The 24,063-nt window shown below is 66.8% G+C and carries 24 protein-coding genes and 1 pseudogene; 14 read left to right on the top strand and 11 right to left on the bottom strand.

The features are described 5' to 3' along the window. Positions 1-326: 326 nt before the first annotated feature. Positions 327-590, bottom strand: a complete 264-nt coding sequence (locus tag P0W64_RS16490) for a Txe/YoeB family addiction module toxin (RefSeq protein ID WP_275481247.1) — start codon at positions 588-590, stop codon at positions 327-329. Then, positions 587-841 carry a type II toxin-antitoxin system prevent-host-death family antitoxin gene (locus P0W64_RS16485; RefSeq protein WP_275481246.1) on the bottom strand — a complete coding sequence of 85 codons (255 nt, stop codon included), beginning with the start codon at positions 839-841 and terminating at the stop codon, positions 587-589. Before P0W64_RS16485 ends, P0W64_RS16490 begins: the two co-directional genes overlap by 4 nt. A gap of 532 nt (positions 842-1,373) precedes the next feature. On the opposite strand from P0W64_RS16485, the gene P0W64_RS16480 reads away from it, so the two are divergent. From P0W64_RS16480 to P0W64_RS16430, 11 genes are all read left to right on the top strand, one after another. Further along, positions 1,374-2,312, top strand: a complete 939-nt coding sequence (locus P0W64_RS16480; protein WP_275481245.1) for a hypothetical protein — start codon at positions 1,374-1,376, stop codon at positions 2,310-2,312. A 578-nt stretch (positions 2,313-2,890) separates the two neighbouring features. Beyond that, on the top strand, positions 2,891-3,463 hold the full coding sequence (locus P0W64_RS16475) for a hypothetical protein (RefSeq protein ID WP_275481244.1): 573 nt from the start codon (positions 2,891-2,893) through the stop codon (positions 3,461-3,463). 1,669 nt (positions 3,464-5,132) lie between these two features. Beyond that, positions 5,133-6,110, top strand: coding sequence for a hypothetical protein (locus P0W64_RS16470; RefSeq protein WP_275481243.1), 978 nt, complete (start codon positions 5,133-5,135; stop codon positions 6,108-6,110). Then, positions 6,085-6,390: a hypothetical protein gene (locus P0W64_RS16465; RefSeq protein WP_275481242.1), complete on the top strand. Its 306-nt coding sequence runs from the start codon at positions 6,085-6,087 to the stop codon at positions 6,388-6,390. Before P0W64_RS16470 ends, P0W64_RS16465 begins: the two co-directional genes overlap by 26 nt. A 101-nt stretch (positions 6,391-6,491) precedes the next feature. Next, a complete protein-coding gene (locus P0W64_RS16460) occupies positions 6,492-6,905 on the top strand; it encodes a hypothetical protein (RefSeq protein ID WP_275481241.1) in 414 nt (137 codons plus the stop codon). Then, positions 6,902-8,125, top strand: coding sequence for a hypothetical protein (locus tag P0W64_RS16455; protein ID WP_275481240.1), 1,224 nt, complete (start codon positions 6,902-6,904; stop codon positions 8,123-8,125). Before P0W64_RS16460 ends, P0W64_RS16455 begins: the two co-directional genes overlap by 4 nt. A gap of 188 nt (positions 8,126-8,313) precedes the next feature. After that, positions 8,314-9,219: a conjugal transfer protein gene (locus P0W64_RS16450; protein ID WP_275481239.1), complete on the top strand. Its 906-nt coding sequence runs from the start codon at positions 8,314-8,316 to the stop codon at positions 9,217-9,219. Positions 9,220-9,237: 18 nt separating this feature from the next. After that, positions 9,238-9,519, top strand: coding sequence for a hypothetical protein (locus P0W64_RS16445; RefSeq protein WP_275481238.1), 282 nt, complete (start codon positions 9,238-9,240; stop codon positions 9,517-9,519). A 24-nt stretch (positions 9,520-9,543) separates the two neighbouring features. Then, positions 9,544-9,924 (top strand): hypothetical protein, encoded by a 381-nt coding sequence (locus P0W64_RS16440; RefSeq protein ID WP_275481237.1) that lies wholly within the window; start codon positions 9,544-9,546, stop codon positions 9,922-9,924. Then, positions 9,908-12,448 carry an ATP-binding protein gene (locus tag P0W64_RS16435; RefSeq protein ID WP_275481236.1) on the top strand — a complete coding sequence of 847 codons (2,541 nt, stop codon included), beginning with the start codon at positions 9,908-9,910 and terminating at the stop codon, positions 12,446-12,448. The genes P0W64_RS16440 and P0W64_RS16435 overlap by 17 nt, the downstream gene beginning before the upstream one ends. Further along, positions 12,445-14,652 (top strand): hypothetical protein, encoded by a 2,208-nt coding sequence (locus P0W64_RS16430; RefSeq protein WP_275481235.1) that lies wholly within the window; start codon positions 12,445-12,447, stop codon positions 14,650-14,652. Before P0W64_RS16435 ends, P0W64_RS16430 begins: the two co-directional genes overlap by 4 nt. Before the next feature lie 19 nt (positions 14,653-14,671). Here the strand turns inward: P0W64_RS16430 and P0W64_RS16425 are convergent, their stop codons facing one another. The 6 genes from P0W64_RS16425 to P0W64_RS16400 all read right to left on the bottom strand — a co-directional run bounded on the left by P0W64_RS16425 (position 14,672) and on the right by P0W64_RS16400 (position 19,231). Continuing rightward, entirely contained in the window at positions 14,672-16,252 is a 1,581-nt protein-coding gene (locus tag P0W64_RS16425) for a hypothetical protein (protein ID WP_275481234.1), read from the bottom strand. A gap of 60 nt (positions 16,253-16,312) precedes the next feature. Continuing rightward, positions 16,313-16,453 carry a hypothetical protein gene (locus tag P0W64_RS16420; RefSeq protein WP_275481233.1) on the bottom strand — a complete coding sequence of 47 codons (141 nt, stop codon included), beginning with the start codon at positions 16,451-16,453 and terminating at the stop codon, positions 16,313-16,315. 46 nt (positions 16,454-16,499) lie between these two features. Further along, positions 16,500-17,768, bottom strand: a complete 1,269-nt coding sequence (locus tag P0W64_RS16415) for a transposase (RefSeq protein WP_275481232.1) — start codon at positions 17,766-17,768, stop codon at positions 16,500-16,502. Between the two features lie 295 nt (positions 17,769-18,063). Then, on the bottom strand, positions 18,064-18,240 hold the full coding sequence (locus tag P0W64_RS16410) for a DUF4236 domain-containing protein (protein WP_275481231.1): 177 nt from the start codon (positions 18,238-18,240) through the stop codon (positions 18,064-18,066). A gap of 39 nt (positions 18,241-18,279) precedes the next feature. Then, positions 18,280-19,020, bottom strand: coding sequence for a Fic family protein (locus tag P0W64_RS16405; RefSeq protein ID WP_275481230.1), 741 nt, complete (start codon positions 19,018-19,020; stop codon positions 18,280-18,282). Continuing rightward, a complete protein-coding gene (locus tag P0W64_RS16400; RefSeq protein WP_275481229.1) occupies positions 19,007-19,231 on the bottom strand; it encodes a hypothetical protein in 225 nt (74 codons plus the stop codon). The genes P0W64_RS16405 and P0W64_RS16400 overlap by 14 nt, the downstream gene beginning before the upstream one ends. 119 nt (positions 19,232-19,350) lie before the next feature. Here P0W64_RS16400 and P0W64_RS16395 point away from each other — a divergent pair, with 119 nt between their 5' ends. Further along, complete coding sequence (locus P0W64_RS16395) at positions 19,351-20,835, top strand: TraM recognition domain-containing protein (RefSeq protein ID WP_275481228.1); 1,485 nt, start codon at positions 19,351-19,353, stop codon at positions 20,833-20,835. Positions 20,836-20,847: 12 nt separating this feature from the next. On the opposite strand, the gene P0W64_RS16390 is transcribed toward P0W64_RS16395, so the two are convergent. The 3 genes from P0W64_RS16390 to P0W64_RS16380 are packed head-to-tail and all read right to left on the bottom strand — an operon-like array spanning position 20,848 to position 22,603. Next, entirely contained in the window at positions 20,848-21,363 is a 516-nt protein-coding gene (locus P0W64_RS16390) for a hypothetical protein (protein WP_275481227.1), read from the bottom strand. Then, positions 21,360-22,205 carry a DUF6551 family protein gene (locus P0W64_RS16385; protein WP_275481226.1) on the bottom strand — a complete coding sequence of 282 codons (846 nt, stop codon included), beginning with the start codon at positions 22,203-22,205 and terminating at the stop codon, positions 21,360-21,362. Before P0W64_RS16385 ends, P0W64_RS16390 begins: the two co-directional genes overlap by 4 nt. Then, a complete protein-coding gene (locus tag P0W64_RS16380) occupies positions 22,202-22,603 on the bottom strand; it encodes a hypothetical protein (protein ID WP_275481225.1) in 402 nt (133 codons plus the stop codon). The genes P0W64_RS16385 and P0W64_RS16380 overlap by 4 nt, the downstream gene beginning before the upstream one ends. A 415-nt stretch (positions 22,604-23,018) precedes the next feature. Between P0W64_RS16380 and P0W64_RS16375 the strand changes: the two are divergent. Both P0W64_RS16375 and P0W64_RS16370 read left to right on the top strand, forming a co-directional pair. Beyond that, positions 23,019-23,519 (top strand): annotated as a pseudogene (locus P0W64_RS16375) (TetR/AcrR family transcriptional regulator); the annotation flags it as partial. Between the two features lie 62 nt (positions 23,520-23,581). Beyond that, positions 23,582-24,025 (top strand): hypothetical protein, encoded by a 444-nt coding sequence (locus tag P0W64_RS16370; RefSeq protein ID WP_275481224.1) that lies wholly within the window; start codon positions 23,582-23,584, stop codon positions 24,023-24,025. Positions 24,026-24,063 lie beyond the last annotated feature (38 nt).

Genomic DNA, 24,063 nt, shown 5'->3' with positions numbered 1-24,063 from the left:
GTCACGCCCTGGGCAGGTCGGTAACCTTGAGCTATGCCTACTCCGCAGTGGTATCTAAGAAACCCCAAGATTCTAGCGCCGACGCCTGAATACATGCGGCGCGGTAACCGTGGCCGCGGACCGAATCCCGGCGCCGCGCTCCTGTCCGCGATCAGGGGTAAACCCGGGAATGAAACTTCGCCATCACCTGAATCGATCCCGGCACAGGGTGTTGAGCCGAGGGCGATGTCAGAGGTCGAGCCCATCGAGCATCGCCAGTAGATTCGCATCGATCTCGGCCTCACGATCCTCGACTTCGTCGAGGATGTCCGGCACGTCGGCACGGGCTAGTCGCGGCCGTAGTGGTACCGGCACGCGGCGATGCGGATCTCGCCGTCGACGATCTTGTAGACCAGTCTGTGCTCGTCGGTGATCCGCCGCGACCAGTACCCCTGGAATCCGTGCTTGAGCGGTTCGGGTTTGCCTATCCCCTCGTTGCCGTTCCTGTCGATGTCCCTGATCAGCATGTTGATCCGTTTGAGGATCTTCCGGTCCTCCCTCTGCCAGCGGACGTAGTCGTTCCAGGCGAGCGAGTCCCAGACGAGCGTCATCCGTCGACGAGTCCGTGCTCGTCGCCACCGCCTGCCTCGAGCCGTTCGATCGCGCCGATCAGACGCCGCGCGTTCTCCGGGCTCCGCAGCAGGTAGGCGGTCTCCTTCAAGGACTGGTAGTCGTCAAGGGAGACGATCACCACGGGTTCGTGCCCGGCTCGGGTGATGACGACCTCCTCGCGGTCGTCGGTCACGGCGTCCAGCGTCTCCGCGTACTTCGCGCGAGACTCGGAGTAGCTCATAGTCTTCAACGGAGTCCCCTCTCCCACTCACTCATCACGTACATGAAATTGTACGTACTTGAGTGCAGGCGAGGCAACCGGGTCAGACCGTGACGACGTCCACCAGGTCCTCGAGACCGCGGAAGTCGGCGGGGTTACGGGTGCACAGGCGGGCGTCGAACAGCGCTTGGAGGCTGGCTGTCGGTGCCGGGGTCGACGGATCTGTGGCCGCATGTACCCGGGGATCCGCCTGTGCAGTTGCCGGAGTTGCTCGGCGCCGATGACATCACTCCCCCGGTGCTGTTGGAGTACCGCCGTGGTGAGAGCGGGTCGGGCGGAAATTAGTCGCAAAGTCGTGTTGGCGACCGGCGGAATCGCCACGCCCACGTGGTTCCATTACGACGGGACGGGCACCACGACAAGGGAGGCACCAGTGACCATCGAGGCCGTCTTAATGGCTCGCAGACGCGCAGAAGCTGCACTCACCGAGTTATTCGCTCATGAGCCATCAGACCCTAGCCGGACCACAGACGAGGAACTGCGCCGATACCGCGACGCAGTTGTGATCAACGTCGCTGACGTCAGGGCTGCCATGGACTACGCGACCGAACCGGAGCCCGGCTCCGACGAGTTGGGAGGAACGTTCGCTCTGGCACTGCACCAAGTCGCAGCGCGCGCTGCATGCGCTGGTCTGACGCAGAAGCTCGACTCGATGGTCACTGCAGTGCTGACAACACCGCCGCCGCACAGCTTCGCTCCGCCTCCCGAGTTTCACGAGGTCCGCCAGGCCATCACCGACCTCGACGAGCACGTGGAGGAGCGAAGGTTCGACGATCTCGAGGAGACCATCCGGGCACATGGCGGAACCGCCGACAGCGAGCTTGAGCAGCTTCCCGACGGAACGATCCAACGCCGCATCAGTGGCTGTCTGCCCGAGGGCTGGAGTCTCGAAGATCTGTGGCGTGGAATCGGCCCGGACCGCGCAGCCGCCGCGGTGGATAAAGCGGCTCATGCCGCCGCCGAGACTGCGGGAGGACCTGGCGACGCTCGCACAGTCCGGGGACAGAGCCGACGGGATATTGGATTGCGCGCACACCGGCGCAAGCCGCGGTGGGTTGCGGCCACCCGGACCGTCGGTTCCGTCGACGTCGGCGCCGAGATCGTGAGCGGCGACGACCGCTTGGAGGTGATGGCGGCTGTCATCGATGCGCGCGCGAACCTGGCAGCCGGATCGACGATCGACCTATACCGCCGAACGCTTGCTGGCTGGACGCTCGTCGACACGATCCCGGCCAGGTGTTCATGCGACGACAACCTGACCGGCGAGTTCGCCGGAGGCGAATACATCCGGACCGGGGACATCGTCGTCGGCATCGTCCGGTTCGATGGCGCGCTGTGGCGGTACGGTTACGCAACCGACGACCCGAGGACGTTTCGCATCCAGAACCATCGCGTGACCACGAGGGCGATGGCCGTCGCTGAACTCCGCAAACAGCATTAGGCCTCGATCCGAAACCGACTTGCCGATGCCTCCTCGCGACGAACTGTGGCGGCTCCTCGCGGTGGTGTGATGGACTAACAGACATGGATCACCTGCAGCTCCCGGACGAGGACGACTCGAAGAGCGGCACGACGAGATGCCAAGTTGACACCGCTGCACCTGCGCCGTTTACCCTGACCGCCCCGATCCCATACCTAGGTGGATCTTCGCTAGTCGACGAGGCGGCGATCGCACAGGTGGGCAGGCTCTTCAGCGCGGCCAGCTCACTGGAAGAAGACGCAAAAGGTAGCGCGGAAGGCTGAGCGTATGGACTACCAGGTTGACACAGATGCCGTCGCCGCTGCGGCGACGCCAGTAACTTTCAGTGTTACCCCGCCCCCGGAGTATCCAGGAGGGACCGCTGTGGTCGACGGCTCGATCGCGGCGGTGACCGCGAGCAATAGCGCATCACTCGCGACCGTTCACAGCGAAGTGGAGTCTGCGGTGGGTTCTCTCAGCGGCGCAGATCAGACGAGTTCGGCTTCTTCTGAGTCGGACGATGCACGCAACGGCGTCACGCTGTCGAAGGTTGCGCCAGCGTGAGCTACCCTGATCCCACCAGCCAGCAGTCGCCTGGCAGCCCGCCGCCTTTGATGCAGCCACCACAGGCTCCCGGTCCCGGTCACTTCCCGCAGCGCCCTGGCTCGTCGTGGCGAGGTCCGGCGGTCGCCGCCGGTGTCGGTGTCGCGGTGATCCTGTCGATTGCTGCATTGATCCTCGCGATCACCGGGCGAAACACTCCATCGGCTTCGGCCGCGGCACCATCATCGATCGAGTTCAGTCCACCTTCGATGCCATCGACTCCAACCGGCATTATCTCTCCCTACGTGAACGAAACTCCGCAGCAAGCTAAAGCTGCGCTATGCACAGGCGACCTGTTCAACACCATCGCAGCAGTCACGGCGGCGGGTCGGGCTGAAAAGCAGAATAACCCCCAACGGTATCTCACGATTTACTCCACACTTGAGATTGCTGCGGCACTGCATCCGAACGCCCCCCAAGGCGTACTGGACGGCTACCGCAAATACGCTATCGCGAATCTTCAGGCTGGTACGGCGGGCGGCGATGCCCAGCAGGCCGCTAGCGATCAAATTACTGCGGCCTGCAAGTAAAGGAGATACCCGGATGGGGCAGGCGCCACCTCCTGGCAAGTACGTGAAAGACCTGATCGGCACACACTGGCCGGCCATCGACGGCGAGGACGTGCTGTCCGCTATACAACTGTCCGAAGAGCGCAACGCTCAGGGTGCCCGCGACTCTGCGTCAGACCTACGCCGCCAGGTCGCACAGGTCGAAGCCTCCAACCCAGCCGGGCAGTGGATCACCGCCTCGCTTGACTCGAAACGTCGGCTGGCCGATGCGATCAACAACGACGTGGCCTCGTGGCTGGATCGACGCGCGCAGATTAGCGGCCAGCTCGCCAAGCTCATCGAAGGTATTAAGAATGAGATTGGAGCCCTGGCCGTCGACGCAAACGCCAAGCTTGAGGAGTGCAACAAAGCCGCCACGGCAGTCGGCCAGAACCCGAGCCTCTCAGCTGAGCAGAAGACCGCGGAAATCGCAGCGCTCCAAGCAACGTTTAACGCCATATTCTTCGCCGCCATGTCCGACATCGCCGCTATCGACGTCGCTGGTGGGTCCCAGGCGAGTGCTTTCACTCCTCCGCCTCCGCCCAGCATCCCGCAAGTAGCGAGCGCGGGGGGACCGTCGTCAAGTCCGAGCGCAGGAGGGCCCGCGAGCAAGGATCAGCTCGTTGGCGGAGGCACGAACGCAATGAACGCCGCCGCAGGATTCGGCAAAGATCACTCCGCCTCTGGTGCCCAATCGCCCACCGGCGCGACCGATATGGGTTCTGCCGCATCGACGCAGTTCGGACGCGACAAAGCATCGACAACGACGGAGCCCGCGAAGGGCGCACAGTTCGGGCGCAGCGATCACACCTCAGGCTCTGATCCAGTGCGCGAGTCCGGCACAAGCACTGGGTGGGGAAAGGACGTACCGGGTCGTGGTGCAGCCGACCCGTCCGATGTTGGTAGCGACAGCGGTTCGGGGTTGGGGGCCGTGTCCGCACCTTCTAGTTCGGCGCCATCTGCGCCTTCGACGTCGGCGCCCTCTTTGCCCTCGTTGGGGAGTGGCTCGTCTCCGGCGTCTGGACTGTCTGGTCTGAGCGATACCGGTAGCGGTAGTCCGGTAGGTCAGGTGCCGTCGTCGTCTGGGCTGGATAGCGGCGGCGGGGTCGTGGGTGCTGGCTCGGGGTCGTCTCCAGCGGCGGGTGGCGGCGCTGGTGGGTCTGGGGCAGGTGGCGGGTCGGCGGCGTCGGCTCCGGGGCTTGGTGCGGCGTTTTCGCGTGGGTTGGCGTCTGCTGAGTCGGCGGCGGGTGGCGGCGCGGGCGCGGTGTCGTTGGGCTCTGGGGGTGCACGTCCGGGTTCTGGTGGCGGTGTGTCGACGGCTCCTGGTGGGGCGTCGGCAGGCGCGGGTAGGCCGTCTGCGGGTGGTGGCGTGTCGGGCGCTGTACCTGCTGTGACGGGTGGAGCCTCGGGTAGTGTGGAGCATTCGGCGGCGGCGTCGGCGGCGGCCGGTTCACCGGGGTCGGCTGGCCCTGGTGCGGCTGCGGGTTCGGGGAGTGGGGTAGCTGGGCCGATGCCTATGGTTGCGGGTTCGGGGGCTGCGGGTGTCGCTCCGGGCGGCTTGGCACCTCCCGGCTCGGCCGCACCTCCGCAGACCGGCGGGGCCGGTTCGGCACCGTCCGGCGCTGCGGGGAGCGGTCAGGGGGCTGGTCCTGTGAGTGGTGGCAGCGGTTCCGGCTCGGGTACTGGTTCAGGTCCTGGTGGCGTATCTCCTGCGGGTGTCGTCGGCACTGGCGGTGCTGCCAGTGCGGGCGGCTACTACGGTGCCGGACCTAGCGCGTCGAATCCTGATCTTGAGCTGGCGAAGTCGGTGGTGAATGCGCTGTTGGTGTCGACGGCGGAGTTCTATACCGAGTACGCCGTGGGTGTGTTCGAGCATGAGAACGGCCGGCATGTGGTGTTGGTGTCGACAGACGGGCGTTCGTATCTGCCACCGACGGCGCGGGTTCCTGTGTCGGTGTCGATCGCGCGGGTCGATCCTCTCGGGCCTGCCGGTTGGGATGAGCGGTTTGTGGGGCATAGTCGTCCGGTCGAGACGCTGAACGCGTATGCGGAGGCTGTGGCGCCGGAGTTGAAGTGGCGGGCGGTGGCGACGTCGGTTTCCGACGATGCCCGGCCGGTGGGTCCTGTGTTCGCGCATGTCGGGCGTCCGGCGGGTCGTTCGGCGCCAGAGGCGGTGAAGGGTGGTCGTTCGCGGTTGGCGGCGACGTGGCCGGATTATGCGCGTCTGGTGCCAGCGGTCGCGGATGACCGGCGGCAGGTGGCCGGGCTGGCGTTGGCGGACCGGATCATCGCGAAGACGCCGACTGAGGTCGTCGAGTCGATCGACGAGGCGATGGTGAAGGGGTTCATCGCGGGCGATTTGACGGATCAGCAGTGGTTGGAGTTCGAGCATGCGGCTGGCATGGCGACGATGAACGCAGCGGTGGCTGGGCGCAGTATCGGCGTTGGCGCACCTGGTGTGGATCGTCGGCTGCAGCAGGCGTACGAGGCGGCGTTCTCGCTGATGATCCTGCGGGAGACGCTGCTATGTGTCCGCCCGGCAGGCGCTCCCATGCTGGAGGATTTGGTGTATCTGGCGCTGCAGAGCGGCGTGGATCCTGGAGATGTCCTCGCGGACACCGGCTCTTGAAAGAGGTTGCGGCGCTGACTTACTCCGCCTCTGGCGGCTGACGACGGCGATCGCATCCCGCATCCGCGAGCAGATCACGCTCGACGACGGGTCCCGACCTGTCGGCATCGCCTACCCGTCGAAGAAAGGCACCGGCATACAGAACTGGGCCGTGTGGATGCGGAAGACCGACGACGGAACAGGCGTCGACGTCGTCGCGCCCACATCGGACTCGATCGGCAAACACACTGCGCCGTTGATCGAGGCCGCCGAGCTTCTCGGAATCAATCGCATCTTCTGATCGCCACTGCGCGTCGGTATGGGCGTGCGATGTCTGTGGGGTGTCGGTGGGGGGTGGTTCAATCCGGGGAGATGACGCCGAGATGAGAAGGGGGCGCAGCGATGAAGGTCTTAGGTTCGGTGGTCGGCAGCCTGATGGTGCTCGGTATCCTGGCGGCGGTGCTGGTGCCGGTGCTGCTGACGGGTGTCGTGGTGATCGCGGCGGTGGTCGGGTTCGTTGCGTACCGCGCGGGCCGGCAGGGCGGTCGTGCTCCTGCACCTACGCCGGTGGTGTACGGCTCGACCTCCTCGGCCGCGGTACAAACTCGGCCGCCGGAGCATGCGATGAGAGTCGTCGAGGAGTACGAGGTACATCGCGTGGTGCGGTACGCACCTGTCGCGCCGCCGCCGCAACCGCCTGCTGCGCGTGCGGCACGGCAGGCGGACGAGCTGACGTTCGTGCCGGATGCGTGGGTAGAGTTGCACGGCTCAGCCGAGGAGGGCGGTGTCGGCGGACCGGACGTGAGCGAACGATGAGTTCGGACGAGCGGGACGAGGCGGCAGAGAACGAGGAGTTCCTGTCCCGTTTTCCTGCGGCGGGGAGCGGACGCCCTCCGGCGCCTCAGCGCTTGTCTCTTCCTGCCCGGGAGACGGTGACCAGTCCCGCGGGTTCAGCCCCGGTCGCGAACGACGGGCCGTCCGTGGAGGAACAGTTCGGCGATGGGGTGGAGTGGGACGACGGCGCGGGACAGGTGCGCGATGGCGACGAGGACCTGGTAGACGCTGATCCCGGCGACTACGACGGGCTGTTCGATCGTGTCGTGTACGGCGACCTCGAGCCTGCGGCATCGTCGTTCGAGGAATCGCCCGTGCCGCCGGAGCCGGACGGTGACGGTGACGGTGGGCTGGTCGGGGCGGACGATGAGTCCGATGGGGACGGTTCTTCTCGCCGAGGTCTGTCTGCCGCGGCGATCACGTTCGTCATCGCTGTAGCGGTGATCGTGGTGATCATTGTTCTGGTGTTGGCGTTCTTGGCGAGCGGGTCACCGAAACGTACTGCGGCGCAACCTGAACAGCATTACACACCGTCGCGGTCGGTGGTACCGGATCCGACGACGTCCGCGGCGCCTGACGGGACCGGGTTGGACCAGCCGATCCCGTATCACGCGACCGGGTTCTGCGGCCCGGGGTCGACGCCGGCGCAGGATATGGCGAATCCTTCGGGGTCTGCATGGTTGTGCTCTCGGGGCGGGATCGATGGTGAGACCGCGACGATTTCGTTCGATGAGGGGCAGGTGTATCGGGTCAGTGCGATCTCGATCGTTCCCGGTGACGTGGCGAAGTCGGGTGGCGCTGCCGACGAGTGGATGAATCACCGTGTGGTGACCACGGTGCAGTACACGTTCAACGATGCGGCGCATACGATCGTGACGCAGCAGACGGGCAATGCCCACGGCGAGGTGACGGTGCCTGTTCCGGGCATCCTGGCGTCGAAGGTGACGATGTTGATTTTGCAGACGTCTCGCCCTCCGCAGCACGCGGATACCTCGACGACGGCCGCGGCCCCGTCGAGCGAGAACGACGACGGGGATCCGTTCGATTCCAGTGGGATCGGTGCCGACGGTGGCACTCCCCCGCTGGCGGATACGACGGACACGACGCCGTCGACTGCAGATGACGGGTCGACGTCGACGGACCCGATCGATGCACAGTTCGCGGTGGCTTCTATGAAGGTCCTCGGACACACCCCTAACTGACACCTGGTGGCGTGCACCGTTTCCCGACGCTCTGCGCGGGAGACGGTGCACGTTGGCGTAGGTGTCCGTGGTCCGGCAGGTGCCCCGCGTGGGTCGGTGTGGTTTGCGATGTCTGTGCGGGCAGGGGGTGGTGTGTGACGATCGCGCTGACAGTGGTCGGATGCGATTCGGAGAAGGACTGAGCAGGCATGAGTTTCCTGACGCGCACGTGGCAGCGGCGGCTTGAGCGCGCGTCGTCTCGGTGGTGGTCGTGGCTGGTGGTCGCGCTGGTGGTGTTGGGGGCGGTCGGTGGCATCGGGCAGGTGTGGAGGTGGGTGGATCGACCGGATCCGCCGGACCTGGTGACCCCTGGCCGGGTGGTGGCCAATCAGAACGCGTTGGTGGGGTCGTTCGCAGTCGAGTATGTGACGACGTGGTTGACCTTGACCGCCGGCCATGAGAGCACGCTGCGCGCGTTCGTGTCGCCGCAGGTGCGGCTACAACTGCCGACGACGTTGGGGACGGTGATCACTGCGCCGACGCCCACGTCGATCGTGTTCGATCCGTCGACGTCGTCGGCGGAGACGTCCATGTTCTCCGTCATCGTGTCGGTGTTCGAGCGTCCTTACGCGTCGGCTACGCCGGCGCGGGCCTTCTATCAGGTGTCCGTGTCGGTGGATGACGGGGCGGCGATGTTGGCGACGGCGATGCCGTCGAAGGTGCAGCCACCGCCCAAGGGGCACGCGTATCAGGTCGACTATAAGTCCCAGCAGAATTCGGGGTCGAAGGCGTGGGCGCTGGCGTCGGGGTTCTTGACTGCGTACCTGACGGGGACGTCGGGGATCGAGCGGTACACAACAGCGAATTCGCCTTTGTCCCCGGTGGGCGGTTACGAGCAGGTGCAGGTGCAGTCCGTTGAGGCCTCCGAGGATGTTCCGGACAACCCGACGGACGGACAGACGGTGCACCTGTTGGTGACGGTGGTCGCGACCACGTCGGACTACAACCCGATGACGATGCAGTATCCGCTGACCATCGTCGGCGGCGCGGGTGCGTGGAGTGTGCAGGAGATCGACCCGACGGTTCGGGTCGATTATTCATCGTCTGGTCAATAACCAAGGGAGACAGAGAAAATGAGTTCGACTGTGATGGTCGCGAGCGGGATCTTCTCCGCTGTCGGCGATATCGAGAAGCAGGCGTCGTACGTGGGCGTGGGTTTCATCCTGGCCGCGGTGGCATACGTTGCGATGCGCGAGCTGTTCAAGCGCGGCGTGGGAGCGGCGATCGCCGCGGCGTTGGGGTGCATCGCCGTCGCCGTCATCGCCGGCAATGCCTACGGCATCTACAACTCCGGCGGGCAGGAACTGCATCAGCACGGAGTCCAGTCTGGTACGTGCGGACCCTACTGCCGCTGATATGCCGAAGGGCCGCACCTGAGTATGTCCAGACACCCACAGACACAGGATGATCCGTCGGAGCCCTCCGGCGCAGTCCGATTCCGTTCGGAGCTCAAGCACGTACCGATCAAGGTCGGTGATCTCGGCGACGGCCGCCGTTTTTGGGGCGGCCCGTGGGGTGGGCTGGACGGGGTGATCGCCGCGGCCGGTGTGATCGGTACCGGGTTGTGGGCGTGGCACAGCCTGGGATCCGGAAGGCTGTGGCTGATCCTGCTTTTCGGTCTCGGCACGACGTGCCTGTTGGTGATCGCTGTGCGACGGCTGGTGCCGACGGGGCCTCCTTCGGCGGGTATCCGCCTGGGGTGGCTGTGTAGTTCGTACTGGCCCGCGATGATGGAGAGTCCCGATGTCGACGACGACTGAACGCGGCTTCGCGGCATCGGATCTGTTGACGCGACCGACGGTGATCGGCAACCTGCGGTTCGCCCGACACGGTATCTTCGCCGAATTCCTCTTGTCCGGCCTCGAATACGCCCGCCGCCCGCGGGCGGTGCAGGAGCGCGCGGCCCAGCGGCACGAAGCGATGGTCTCTGCGTTGCCGTCCGGGTTCTGGCTGTCGGGGCTGACGGCCCCGATGGACACGACCGGCATGATCCTGCGGATGCTCGACGGTTACCGCGACCGCGCGGCATGGGTCTCCGAATGCCGCCGCTGGGAGCCCATTCTGGACGGCCTGAGCGCCTCGGATCGGCTGTTCTGGCTGTCGGTGCCGGTCGATCACGGCACTGAGGGACTGACCGCTCTAGGGCGCACACAGAAGGCACTGGATGTGATCCGCGGCCGCGATGTCGACACCGCATCGAGTGTCGCGGAGTACATCGCGCTCGGCGACGAGTTCGCCGCCGCGCTGCCGTCCGAGTTGGCCCCTGTCCCGGTCACCCCGGAATTGGTGTATTGGCACTGGATGCACACAGTCGGCCGCGGTGGGCAGCGGGTGTCCCTGCCCGAATCGCTCGGGCTCGAACGCCTCGACGCGGAGGACTTTCCGAAGATCCGCCTCGACGAGGGCGATCAGGCGCACCACGGTCGCCGGTTTCCTCCGTCGCGGTGGCCGGGCGCCCGACTGGAGACGGGCGGGCTGGCGGACAGTTTCCAGTCGGCATTGACGGTGACCTCGTTCTCCGAACGGGGCATAGCGTTTCCCGGCAGCGAGATCTTCGCTGTATGCGACGACGAGAGATTGCCTGGGGCGACGGTCGACTGGATGCAGTACGTGACCAAGACTCCCGCCGAGCAGGCGGCGCGTCACTACGCCTGGGTGGACAAGAATCTCTCCGATCAGCAGGACCAGCAGGGGCGCCAGGCCCAGGTGGACGACAGTTTGGCCCGCAAGCGGGTGTCGGCGGGCGAGCTGACGTCGGCTTTGACGGCGTCGCAGCACGGGTTCCAGGCGAATATGACTGGGTACGTGGTGGTTTCGGGTGCGAACCGGCGGGTGGTGCGTTCGGCGGTGAAGTCACTGAGTCGGTCCTATCAGGACATCGGGGTCCGTGTTGATGCCTGGTCGGGACCGCAGGCGCGTTTCCTCGCGGCATCGTTGCCGGGGAACGTCAAGCCGCGCGCGGCGGAGACGCTGTCGCATCCGACGACGCCCGAGGACTGGGCCAAGACCGTGCCTGTACTGAGCGGGCAGCTGGGCAACGCCTCCGGGGTTCCGCTGGGGCGGGCGGTGAGCACGGCGCTGAATCCGCCGGTGTTTCTCGACATGTCGGGTGCCTCACGCCGCCGGCACAGTGCGGTGTTGGTGCTCGGCGGTGATCCGGGCGGCGGGAAGTCGTACACGGGCAAGCGGATCGCGAAGAGTGAGGTTCGGCGGGGTTCGCAGGCGGTCGTCATGGACCCGGGTGTCGAATGGCACCTGGCGTTCGAGGACACCCCGGGGGCGGTGTTCGTCGATCTGGCACACGCGGATGTGTCGACCGACGTGCTGCGGCTGTTCCCGACGGAGATAGCCGGGACTGTGGCGGCGAACCACGTTCTTCCGCTGTTGGGGTTGGAGCCGATGTCGACATACGGTTCGCGGTTCCGGGTCGCGGTGAGCCCGCAGGTGCGTGAGCGTGAGCGGATCCGGTCGATGCCGGAGTTGCTGTCGTATCTCGAGCGCACGTATGGGGCCGGAGACGAGCTTGTGACACGTCTGATGTCGTGGGCGAGTGAGCCGACGTTGCAGTCGGTGTTCGACGATTCTTTGTCGGTGCCGAACTTCGGTGCGGCTCCGGTGGTGGTGTGGAAGACGGGGCGTCTGGACCTGCAGGACGTCGACTCCGCGGACGCGCTGGAGACGATGACGACGACCCAGCAGGCGGGTCGGATGCTGTATGGGCTCGCTGCGGCGTTGGCGGAGCAGACCTTCTACGAGCGGCCACACCAGTTCGGGTTCCTGGTCACGGAGGAGGACAAGCAGTGGCTGTCGACGCCGGGGGGCCGTAGGACGGCACATCTGTTGACCCGTCGTGGCCGGCGCACCCGGTCGGGGTGGATATCGATCACTCAGAACGGCCCGGACGATCACGCTGGTATGGGCGATGAGTTCATTCATCAGAAGATCCTGTTCCGCACCAAGGACGACGATTTGTCGAAGGCGCACCTGCGATGGCTCGGGATCGACCCCGACGAGTACCCGGAGGTGCTCGAGGACTACCGGTACAACACGTCGCCGGAGGACCTGCGCGCCGCACCGGCGGGTCTCGGTGGCGGCATGTCGGTAGAGCAGCACGGTCGGCCTCAGCTAGGCCGTGAGGGTGAGGCGTACATGGTCGACGAGTTCGGGCGTACCGGCAAGATTCAGGTGTTCTCCGCGCCGGATCCGGCTGACCGTGAGGCCTTCGACACCGATCCGGCGTCGCTCGAACGTTTCGAGGGCGAGTTGGCGCGGGGCATCCGATGACGGGGCTGCGTGGTCGGTGGCTGGTGTTCGCCGAAGGTCATCGATCGACGGCCTGGGCAATGCGTGCGGCGGCGACGATCTGGACGACGATGCTGTTCCTGTCGTTGTCGGCGCCGACCGCGTCGGCGCAGATCGGTACGCAGGTGGTCGGCTCGGCGGGTTTGAAGGACTCGTACGGGGTGCCGCTGGCGGACTACTACATCTCGACGGTGAGCGTTCAAGATCAGCTGAAGATGACGTTGCGGTCCGTGGGGTTCAACCCCGCGGGGTGGGTTCCGAAGCTGATCGAGGGGCTGTCGCGGACGATGGAGTACTCCACCGTGACCGCGTCGTTGCTGGCGTTGGAGGTCGGCGCGATCGTGCTGATACTGACGTTGGTGCTGTGGGTGCTCAAGATCGCGCTGTCGGCTCTGTGGTTGCAGTGGCTGGCGAATCTGGGGTCCGGCGCGGTGATGACGGTGGCGGAGATCTGCCATCAGTTCCACCTGGCGCCGTTCTGCTTCTTCGTCGGGTTGTGCGCGGGCGCGGTGCTGTGGAGCCTGGGTCTGCGCGGCCGCGGCCTGGCGGTGATGGCGATGACCACGTTCATCGCCCTGCTGATATGGACGGTGTTCGCGGATCCGATGCGGGAGCTGTACTCGCCGGACGGCTGGATGTCGCAAGTCCGCGAGCTCGGTTTCTCAGCGTCGGATGCGGTGGTGCACAACGGCCGGATGGGTTCGGGCAGCGCGCAAGAGCACATGCAGCAGTTCATCGGGACGCTGATCGACAATGCTGCCCGGCGCCCGGTGGAGGTCCTCAACTTCGGGCATGTGATCGACGGGAACAGCGGCTGTGCGGGGGCATGGAACCAGGCGATCATGAACGGAGCGTCGGATGGTCCTGTGAAGGCGATGCAGTCGTGCGGCGACAACGCGGCCTGGAACTACGCGGCGAATCTGGATCCGGCGAACGTCCTACTCGGGGCGCTGATGATCATTGGGATCTTGGTGTTCGGATTCTTCATCACGACGGTCGCGCTGTTGGTGTTCCTCACGGGCGCGAAGGCGTGGTGGTGGGCGATCGTGATCACGCCGTTGATGATCGTCGGGATGGTGCCCGGGCCGCCGCGGCACCGGGCGTTGACCGGCGCCGTCGAAGTGTTCATGCACCTGGTGAGCTACTTCGTGCTGGTGGCCTATCTGGGTGTCTCGGCGCAGGTGCTCGGGATCCTCCTCAGCGATCCGAAGGTGACGCAGAGCCTGGGCGGGGATTCGGCTCTGGTTCGGGTTCTGCTGATGGTGATCGGATCGTTGGCGATGCTCGTGCTGTTCCATCATGTGAAGAAGTGGCTGGGTATGCCTGCGACGCACACGATGTGGCACAGCATGCGGCATCCCGTGGCGTCGACGAGGGAGTCGGTCGCACGGCACACTTCCGATTTCAAGCCTTACTCCGAGGGGGCGTCCCGCGGTCTCGATCGGCTCCGGGGCGGCCGGGAGACGGAATCGGGTTCTGGTCTGGACGCGATGTTCCGACGTTCTCCGGTGCACAAGGGCAGCGTCGGACATACCGGTGAGGGCCCGGGTGCAGGTCGTCTACAACATGATGCGGCGGGCCCGAAGCCGGGCACCGGTGCGGATGCGGGCGGGCGTTCGGCGGCCTCTGTGGGGACGGCAGGCACTGAGAGCGAACAGGACGCGCCGTCGGTGACGGCCACGCCAGGTGCGCGCGGGGCGGATCACGCGGCGGCGAGGACCCCGGCGCGCGCCGCAACGTCGGCCGCGGCGAGTCGCGGCGGATCGGCGGCATCAGCGACCGCGCCCGCAGCCGAGGCCGGTGCCATGGAGGGAGCGGCCGCCGTGGCCGCTCCGGAGGTCGTGGTCCCTGCTGTGGCGGCGCAGTCTATGGCGCGGCGCGGCGCTGCGGGGCGCGGCGCTGCTGGGCGCGGCGGGACGCGCACAGAGAATGGGCAGGGTTCTGTGGATGCGCGTGAGGGCAGGCCTGCGCAGGGTCCGGTCCCTTCGCCGCCTTCGGCGTCCGCCGGTCCTACACGTCGCGGTGCCGCGTCAGGGCGTTCCGCCGGAGCCTCGACGGCGGCACATCGACGCGTCGCGGCCGAGCCGGAACCTGATGGTCTGAACCGCCTCTACGATCGGTCCCTTGCACCGCCACCGTCGCGAGACGACGAGCCGCGGCCGGGGCCGGGTCGCCCCAACCGGTGATCGTCGCGCTGCGGGAGGATCAGGTGCGTGGCAGCCAGTCGGCCCCGCGGAGCAGGTGGGAGGTGCCGCCTCCGAGGACGAGGTCCCTGCCCGGTGTGTCGTTCGGGTAGTGGTAGCCGTTGAGGCGAGTGGCTGCGCCGTGTTCGGCGAGCTCGCCGAACACGTATGCGGTCTGTAGCGGTCCGCCGCCGTGGTATCCGATGTTGAGCTGCTGTGTGGCTGTGGTCGGCGCCGGCCACGTGACCCCGGCGCTGTCCTGCAGGAACGCCAGGACCTCACCGTCGCCGTGGCGCGGGCGGGCGATCTCGCTGAGTTCGAGGGCACCGGAGGCCGCCGGCACGGCGTCGCCGATACCGATGCTGACCGACGCACCGGTCGCGAGGATCCATGACGCAGGCTCCAACGGGTCGCGGTAGGCCCGTGTGGTGCCGTCGAACAGGTCGGTGATCCCGTCGCCCCGGGCCAGAGCGATGTACCCGACCTCGACGCCGGTGGGGTCGAGGTCGACCTCGGTCAGCCTCGTCCACCAGCGGGCGCCGAGCCCGGTGGTGGTTTCGAGGTCGGCGACGTGGTGGCGGCGGACGGCGACGAGCGGGCCGTCCCACTCTCGGCCGCGGACATCGTGTGCGGCGCACAGGTCGCGGGCGTCGTCGGCGGTCATGCGTGCGCCCAGCAGCGCGGTTGCCGTGCGGGCGTCGATGGTCGGCGCCGGTTGCAGTGCGAGATGATCGTCGACGTCGTAGGCGTTGTACACGGGGATCGTGACGGTGGCGGCGGCGAGGAGCTCGGTGCACACACGGTCGGGCAGGGCCGCTTTGATGAGACCCGTGCGCAGACACTCGACACCGTCGCGGAGAACGGATCCGGCGGGCTGACGGTCGGCGAGCTCGGCGAGCCGGTCGACCAGCGGCGCCTGTGTCCCGGGCGGGATCACAGCGAGCGGGGGGCTCCCCGGTTGCCACCGGCCCAGCACATCCGCGCTCCGCAAGGCCTCCGGCCACCACGGAAGGGAGTCGAGTTCGAGAACCCTGGTGACGAGATCGTCCCACCGAGCGGCGGTGGGTCTTCTCCCCTCTTCGATGACGGCCAGGTCGGGGGCGTACGCCCACCGATCGGTGGTCGACCGCGTCGGGGACATCGACACCGTGACGACCGCGACGGCCGTGACGCCGACGAGCCGCTGCTGGACCTGCAGCCACAGTGCGTCGGCGTCGCGCTGATCGACCGGCATCGGGTGGTCGCGGTCGGTGCCGTAGCAGACGGCGACCGATCCCCCACCGTCGTGCGGCTCGAACTGCAGCGCCACGAATTCCCCGATCACCGCAGCTTCGACGAAGGATGTGCGGGGTAGTCCCGCGGTCAACGGTCGACGGGGGAACATCCGCGGGATCGGCTGGCGCCGGGGGCCGCGGCCGTGGGTGATCTGGTAGGCGAGGACGTCGTACGCGCGCCACTCGTTCGGTCCTCTGTCGACGGGGCGTGGGAAGTTCGCGCTGCTCCGTGCGAGGTCGGCGACGGAGTCCTCTTTGATGCCGAGTTGTGTCGCGACCTCGGCTGCGGTCCAGCGGGCCCCGGGATGAAGGTAGTCGTATGCACCCATGCCAACACTCTAACACGCTAATCGGATATTATCCGATTAGCGTTCTGTGGTGTGCCCGGGTCAGTCGGCGCGGGCGATGACAGCGTGTACGTGGCTCTCGGCGCCGGCGGGCCGGATCACGACCTGACCGGTTCCCGGCGAGAGGTTCGGTGCCGATCCGAGGCCGAGCTCGGACGCGAGGCGATCGGCGATGAGTCGCACAACGTTGACATCCTCCCTGCCGTGAACGACCGGGATTCCAGCACGGCTAGGACGCCGTCTGTAGGTTCGCGTCGCACGGTGTCGCCGTGTTTCGCGCGGCGGCCGGTGTCCCTCGGCCGAGTGTGACACCGCGGTAGGCGAGGTCACGGATGTTGCGTGCTGCGTTGACGTCCGCGTTCGCTTCGTGGCCGCATCGTTTGCAGACGAACACCGCTTGGCTCTCGCGGTTCCCGTCGGTGATGCGGTTGCAGCGGTTGCAGCATTGGGAGGTGTGGAATGCGGGTACCTCCGTCACCTCGGTCTTGTGGTGCAGGCGGGTGGCGAGGCGGTTCCAGCAGCTCGCGCTGATCTCCCGGTTCAGCCCGGTCTTCGCCGCAGCCCCGTTGGGAAGGAAGTTCCCGGGGCTGTCGGGGTCGGGTTGCGGCTCCGCCCGGCGGATCATGTTCGCGGTCCGCAGGTCTTCTACCGCGACCCGGTCGTACCGGGACGCGAGGTCGGTGCTGGTCTTCTCGATCCAGTCCCGCCGGCGCTCCGCCAGCCGGTTGCGCAGGGCGGTGATCTTCGCAAGGGTCGCCTCCCGGCGTCGGGACCGTTGCCCGGAACCACGCGGTGCACGCGGCTGCGCCGCGAGCTTCTGTTCCAGTCTGATCATGCGTCCCCGCTCACCTGCGGTGAGACCGGGGATGTGCAGCAGCTCCCCGTCGGAGGTCGCGGCGGTGATCGTGACACCGCGGTCGATCCCGACCACGGCGCCTGTGCCCGGGGCGCGCTTCACCGGAGGCGGGCAGACGAACGCCACGTGCCATCGCCCACGCTCCACAGTCACCCGGGCGGACGTGCACGCCAGGAGGTCACTCCACTGCCGACTGATCTTGAACCGCAGCCACCCGGCCTTCGGGACGAGGACCGCACCCCACCGGCGGTTCAACCGACGAAGACGCAGATCGCGGACGACGAAACCCTGCCGGACGTCGCGTGCCGTGCGGAACCGCGGGAACCGGGCACGACCGGAGAAGAAGTTCGCGAACGCGCGGTCCAGATCACGCAGCGCCCCCTGCTGCACAACAGTCGAACCCTCTCTCAGCCACGCGAACTCCCGCCGGGCTTCGGTCAGTTGCGCGGCCTGCGCGACGTACCCACCGCCGGGAACCCGGTCCGGGTACCCATCGCGGTGACCGAACCGGAGCTTGTGCTGATATGCGAGCCGACGAAACTCCAGACCGACGTTGTAGACGTACCTGGCGTGGGAGCAGTGCATGGTGAGCACGTCGAGCTGCGAACCCACCGTCGGGCACGCACGCTGCCGGATACTCATGAAAACCAGTGTGCCGGTGGGGTACGACACCTTTCCAGCGACACACCCACGAAGCGATCGCTCACTCCGCCCTCAAGGACGGAGTCTGCGCTCCCTGTCCGATCATCCGGCGGTACATCGAGCAGCAGCAGCGACCGCCCCGTGGTCCGGGTAGGCCGAAGTTGATGCGCTAACCCGGCCCTGAAGGACCGCACTTGCGCGCTGCGGCTCTCGGTCATCGACTATGCCTCTCTCGTCGTGGGAGCGTCGGCTAACGGTATGGGAGGGTGAGTGCGCTGGGCGCGGTTTGCCCCGATCAGAGTCGTGTGGTCTTGCGCCATCCGAAGACGTTGACGCCGTGGGTCCATCGACCGCCGGCGTGGCGGGTGAAGCGCACATGTTTGCCGAGCCCGATGGACCATGAGATTCCCGCTCTCGACTCGGTGAGGCGGATCGGTCCGAGTTTCTGGCTGTCGCGGAAGCTGATCGCCATGGGTGGTTCTCCTGATGTTGTGCGGGTGGGTGTTTCGTTTCAGAGGTCGTTGCCGTAGTCGATGCCCTGGTCGGCGTCGATGTCGATGTGGCGGTGCTGCGTGGCACACCGCCGTTCGGCGGTGATGGTGCGGAAGATCTCTTGCATGGGAACGGCGTCCACGAGTGCGGTTCCACGCGGCGGACGAGAGTCGTGGGATGCCTGGTTCCATTCGAGCTTGTCGTCCCATCGTGTGAAATACAGTTTGTGATACGGGTTTTGGTGGTCTGCGGCGAGTTCGAGGAGTGCTCGTGTAGAGCGGCCGTTTCCCTCGCGGAATGGGTGTGCCTGGTTCACGAGGACGAAGGCTTCGGCGCCCGCCGTGGCGAAGGCTTCGGCGTCGGAGCTGCGGAAGTCGTCGCTGACGAGGACTCGGTGCGCGCTGGAGAGGTACGTGGGGATCTCGTGGAGGTCGGCGAATGGCTTGTCCCCCTTGCGGAGTCCGTGGCATGTGCGTTCCTCGCCAGCCCAGTCGTAGACGTCTTGGAACAGGTAGCCGTGGACCCGCCGTAGGTGTGGGTAGTCGAGTGTGGCCGGTCCGGCGAGGGTGTGGTCGTCGGCGAGGCGGTGCGTGCGGATCGCTGTCGCGATACCTTCGAGGAGACGTAGTTCACCGGGGTCGTCGACGTCGAATCGGTTGCGTAGGACGGATGTTCCGGGGATGAGGTAGGACCGGAACCGCTCGCGGTCTTCGTCGATGGTCCAGTTCAGATCCTGGTCCACGCGTTCACCGCTGCTCACGTCGCTGTTCGAGGACGCGTCGGGCGAGGTCTGCAGGTTCCATTCCGTGGTCGATGCCGTCGATGACGGCCTTGACCGCGTCGTCGTCGTAGTCGACTCCTTCGAGCCAGCCGGAGTGCAGCGCCGCGATGACGCGGCGGCGGTCTGCGGCGGGGAGTTGGTCGAGGAGGTGTTGCTGGGGCTTGAGCCAGTCGGGGGTGTAGTCGGTCATTGCGCCAGTATCGATGTGACGTGCCTGCAGTCACCACACTCGGTCGCGCGGTCTGCGAGCGGTCCCCACGCTCGGAGGAAGTGTGGTGAGCGCGACGGCAGCACGGTCAGACTGCGGCTATGGGTATGCCGAGGCCGTACGGCGGATTCGTGCTGCGGGATGGGGTGACCGTCCTGGCGGAGAACGGCGCCCACATGATGGTCTCGGCGCAGACCGAGTCCGGGAAGACGTTCCGCGTTCTTGCGCCGAACGGTCTGTTGCACCCGGGGCCGGCGGTGGTGATGTCGTCGAAGGACGACCTGATGCAGTTGTTGCTCGCGAAGCGTCCAGGGCCGGCCCAGCTGCTGGATCTTCGGTCCGTGATCTCACCGCATTACCCGGGCGACGTGACGCTGGTCCGACACGATCCGACGATGGCGGTGTTCTCGCTGACGGACGCGCAGACCCTCGCGGACACGTTGTTGCTGATGAGTTCGGTGGGTATCGGCGGCAACATCAACGGAGCGCGGAATTCCGACCCGGTGTGGGAGCTGCAGGCTACGGGTCCGCTGGCGGGCCTGTTGTTCACAGCGAGCCCCGCGGGCATCGGGATCGGGATGGAGTGGGCGCTCGAAGCGGTCGAGTACAACGAGTCCGGTGAGGACGCTACGGCGCACACCCCGAGTTGGGAGACCGTCGCGCGGACTCTGGTCGAGCGCGGGGGCGCGGCGGGACGGGTTCTCGCGGCGAAGGTGCGGCGCGTCCTGGGAATGGAGCAGCGGCAACGTGATTCGATCATGCTGTCCGTGGGGAAGGCGATCATGCCGTGGCTGAGGTCGATCGGGACCGACACCGGTCTGCCCTTCTTCGACCCGGACTTCCTCGATGATCCGCAGGCGACGCTGTATGTTCTCGCCCCGCTGGACGGGTCGGCGGCGGCGGCCGCGATCACTCTCGTCGACAATCTTGTACGTCGCCAACGTAGTCGGGTCGCCGAGTGGGACGAGGTGATGCAGATCAAGTGCATCATCGATGAGTTCTCCAGTATCTGTCCGATGCCGAAGCTCATCAAGTATGTCAACGAGGGCCGGGGCCTGGGTGTTTCTTTCGTGATCGCTGTGCAGGCGACGTCGACGATCGATCAGGTCTACGGCCGCGACTACGGGGAGGCGTTGCGGGACAGTTTCCCGGCGGTCTTGGTGCTGTACGGCGCGGACGAGCAGGAGATCATGCAGACCGCCGCGCACTGGGCGGGGCTGACCACGCGCCGCGGTGACTCGTACACGATCACGGGCGATACCACCAACAGTGGCCGATTCGGGGCGATGCTCGAGTGGCAGGAGCTGCTGCCGCGAACGATGGAGGAGGCGCGGCTGATCCGCAAGGGCACACCCGGGGTGATGGTGGACCTGCCGACGTGGGAGGTCGTGAACGAGCGGTACGAGCAGGCGGTGCGAGCCGAGCTGGAAGGTCGCGGTCCGCAGCAGATCGGCCGCCGGCGCGACAGTGCCCGTGGTCTGATGTACGGCGGCTTCGCCGCGGCGGGGATCGGTGCTGCGGCTACGGTCGTGAAGCTGATCGCTTGCGGCTGGCTGTTCGAACTCGTCGGGTCGATCCTGTTCTGACCTATTGCAGCGCTAAGAGCTGGCCGGTGTGGTGGCCCGGCTCCAGTACCAGATGTAGTGCGGTGTCTGCGATGTAGGGCTGTGTGCGAGCTGCCAGCCGTCGAGAACGCGCCGGGCGGCGGCGATGATGCGTGCCGGGGTGGATCCGGCGACATAGAGCTCGGGGGCCCAGATGCCCGTTCCGCCGTCGATGTTCTCGCGATCGAAGAGCTCGATTCCGAGAGCCCAGCGGTGCGAGCGGAGGACGGCGACCGCGTCCGCGAGATGCTCGAGGTTGCCGGGTTCGTGCTCGGTGATCGCCCAGGTGCGGTGACGCAGCCACAGGTCCGCACGGAACGGACCGTAGAGCGCGGCGACGGCACCGAGCGCATGAGCCGGAGCGAGGCCGAGCGGCAGCTCGTCGCCGATGAAGCGGTCGAGACGCGCTCGCGGCCAGCGGCGGGCGGTCGCGGTCACGTCGGGGGGCAGCAGGTCCGTGACGAGTGCGCGGAGTGCGGGGAGATTGACGGCGGTGCCGGCCGTGGTCACGTCGACGGGTCCTTCCGGTTGTCTGTCTCGGGTGTGGCGGCGGCCTGCTGCAGGATCTCGGTGAAGTGGGCCGCGGCGCCTGCTGGAGCGACGGTGTTGTAGGCGTCGATGATCACTCGGGCGCAGTGCATCCAGTGCTGTCCGGCTCGCCAGTCCCGTGATGCCGCGACCGCGGTGCTGTGCAGGTCTGTGGGAGTGATCTCGTCGAGGGCGTCCGCCAGTGGACCGGAGTCGCACTCGTCGGAGCGGATGATCTCGAACAGTGCGCGCACGATGCCGGACCGCAGGCCGTCGGTGTTGCGGTGCCACACGTCGGTGATGAGTTCGAGTGTGAGGGCGAGTGCAGTGGGGTCGACGGTGTAGCAGTGTTCGAGCGTCGCGAAGCACATGAGCACGTATCCGCGTTGTTGAGCGACTCGCAGCCCATAACGTCCGGCGATCTCGTCGATACCGAGCACGACCGGGTCTCCGGCGGCGCGGCGGCCCTTCCAGCGGGCCCAGGTGGTCAATGGTCGGGTGGTGCGGTCGATGGCGCCGAACAGTCGCGCCTCGTCGGCGATGCTGAGTCCGACATGGACGTTCGCGACGAGATGGGTGGCAGCACGAGCGATCGTGCACGCCGCCCACCGGTGCTGCCCATTGACGAGAGCGAAGCGTGGTCGTCGGGTCGGGCCGCGGTCCGAGACGTCGACGACACCGACCAGACGAGGGTCCCAGGCGGCAGCCATGGCGCGGGCACGTCGTTCGTCCAAGTCACGTTGGTAGGTGTGGTCGACGAACATGTCCGAGACAGGGAGGGCCGTGATGTACACGGTCTCCTGCGCTGCTTGGGAGTGGGTCACGCCGGCACTCCGGTTGGCTGTTCGTGCGGCTGCGCGGTGGTGTTCTGCGCGGCTGCGGTCTTGCGGTTGTTCTGAGCGTTGGCGATCGATCGACGGCCCTTCCCGGTACCGGTCTTGACTGCGCGCTTCTGCTGGGGCCGGTTCGGTGCGGTGGGAGGACGGGTGAAGTTGGCGAGGGTGTCCGCGCCGACGCCGTCGCGCTGCGCGCAGTCACGCGCGTCCCGGTATCGCTTCTCGGCGGCATCGCGCCGCGCGATGATGTCGCGGGCGGCGTCTTTGAGCTCGTTGTACTCGCGGTATGCGTCTACGAGGTCGGAGACGCGTGTGGCAATGGTGTCCCGTACGCGGGCGAGCTCGGCGTCGATCAGGGATTCCTTGGAGGGCGTGGTGTCGCTCATGGACGTCAGTATGTGGCGGACCTGCTGTCCTGCAACACACTTCCTCGCGGGCATGGACCGGTACACCGATGGCCCATTCATCACTACCGTGGCAACGTCAGCTGACGACGTACAGGCTTCCTCTGGTGACCTGGAGGCGGCGGCAAATAGGGCATACCCAGATCGGTGGTGCGTAGTCGGTCTGGGTGATCGATGAGTGCGCTGCGGCGGCAAGCGCTCCGAGCTGATGGAGAAGGGGCTGATGCCGGAGCATGACGTCGAGGCCGGTCGGACCCGCGGTTGGGCCCGGGCAACGATCGACGAGTGGCAGGCGAACCGCCGCGGAGCACGCACCGACCTACTGCCCCGGTAATCGCTTCCTCGCTAGATGTATGAGGGCTGACGTTGGTGACGCCGTCTTGGACTCGAGGAGTTCTGGCGCGACGGATACGAGAAAGTCGGGATCGCCCGGCTGTCGGCGGCCATGGGAGTCGCGCCGCCCAGCATCGATGCGGCGTTCGGTGACAAGCGCTCGCTCTACGATCAGGCGGTCGCCCTCTACACTGCGCGGCTCGACGAAGGCCTGGACCGGGACTTGGGCGAGCCGGTCGTCCGCGACGCCGTCGAGCGGCTCTTGCATTCCGCGGTCGACCACTTCACCGCGGACGACCATCCGCCGGGATGCCTCGTCATGGGTGAGCCGATGCTGGCGCCGCGCCGCGTGATCACCCGCGACCGGATCCGCGATCGCCTGCGGCACGCTGTCGACGACGGTGAGCTGCCGTCCGTCGCCGAGGCGGATGCGCTCTCGACCTACCTGGACACGGTTCTCACCGGCCTCGCCGCGCAGGCACGGGACGGTGTCTCCCGTGATCGGCTGCGCAGATCCGTCGACGTGGCCATGAGAGCGTGGCGCACGGATGAACCCGGTCCCTAACACGATGCGCTCGATGCGGAGGTCGGCTGCTTGTCGAGCATCAGCCGGGCGGTCGTCTCGATGTGGTCGGTGAGCAGTCATGCGCACAGCTCCGGATCTCCGTCCACCACGGCTGGGCAGATCGCCTGATGCTCGCTCGCGAGGTCCCGGTGAACGCGCTCGCCCTCGCCGGCGGACCAGTACCGGTAGACCGCGGAGCAGCTTCGCAGGCGCTTCGCCACGCCGAGAAGGCGGGGCGACTCCCGGACCTCCTCGCACAGGCCCGGGAGGACGGCTACTCTCTGTCCCTCAACGACAATCACGCCGGCGTCGCAGCCCCGCTTGTCGACCCGGTCGACGAGGCGGTGCTCGGCTCGATAGCGATCGCCGGACCGGACAGTCGGCTGCCACGACAGGCGCTGCTGCGGCTAGCCACCCCGCCGAGGGTAGCCTGTGCCGATCTCGCACCGCGTCTCACGAACGTCATGGCCCCCGGTCGTCGGTGCACCTCGACCCGCTCGACGTGACGATCCGCCAGCTCATAGACCAGAACTGACGGCCCGGC

The organism is Tsukamurella sp. 8F (assembly GCF_029167375.1).
Taxonomy (GTDB): Bacteria; Actinomycetota; Actinomycetes; order Mycobacteriales; family Mycobacteriaceae; genus Tsukamurella.
The sequence above is the reverse complement of the archived record's forward strand: the minus strand, read 5'-3'. Positions and strand labels throughout refer to the sequence as shown.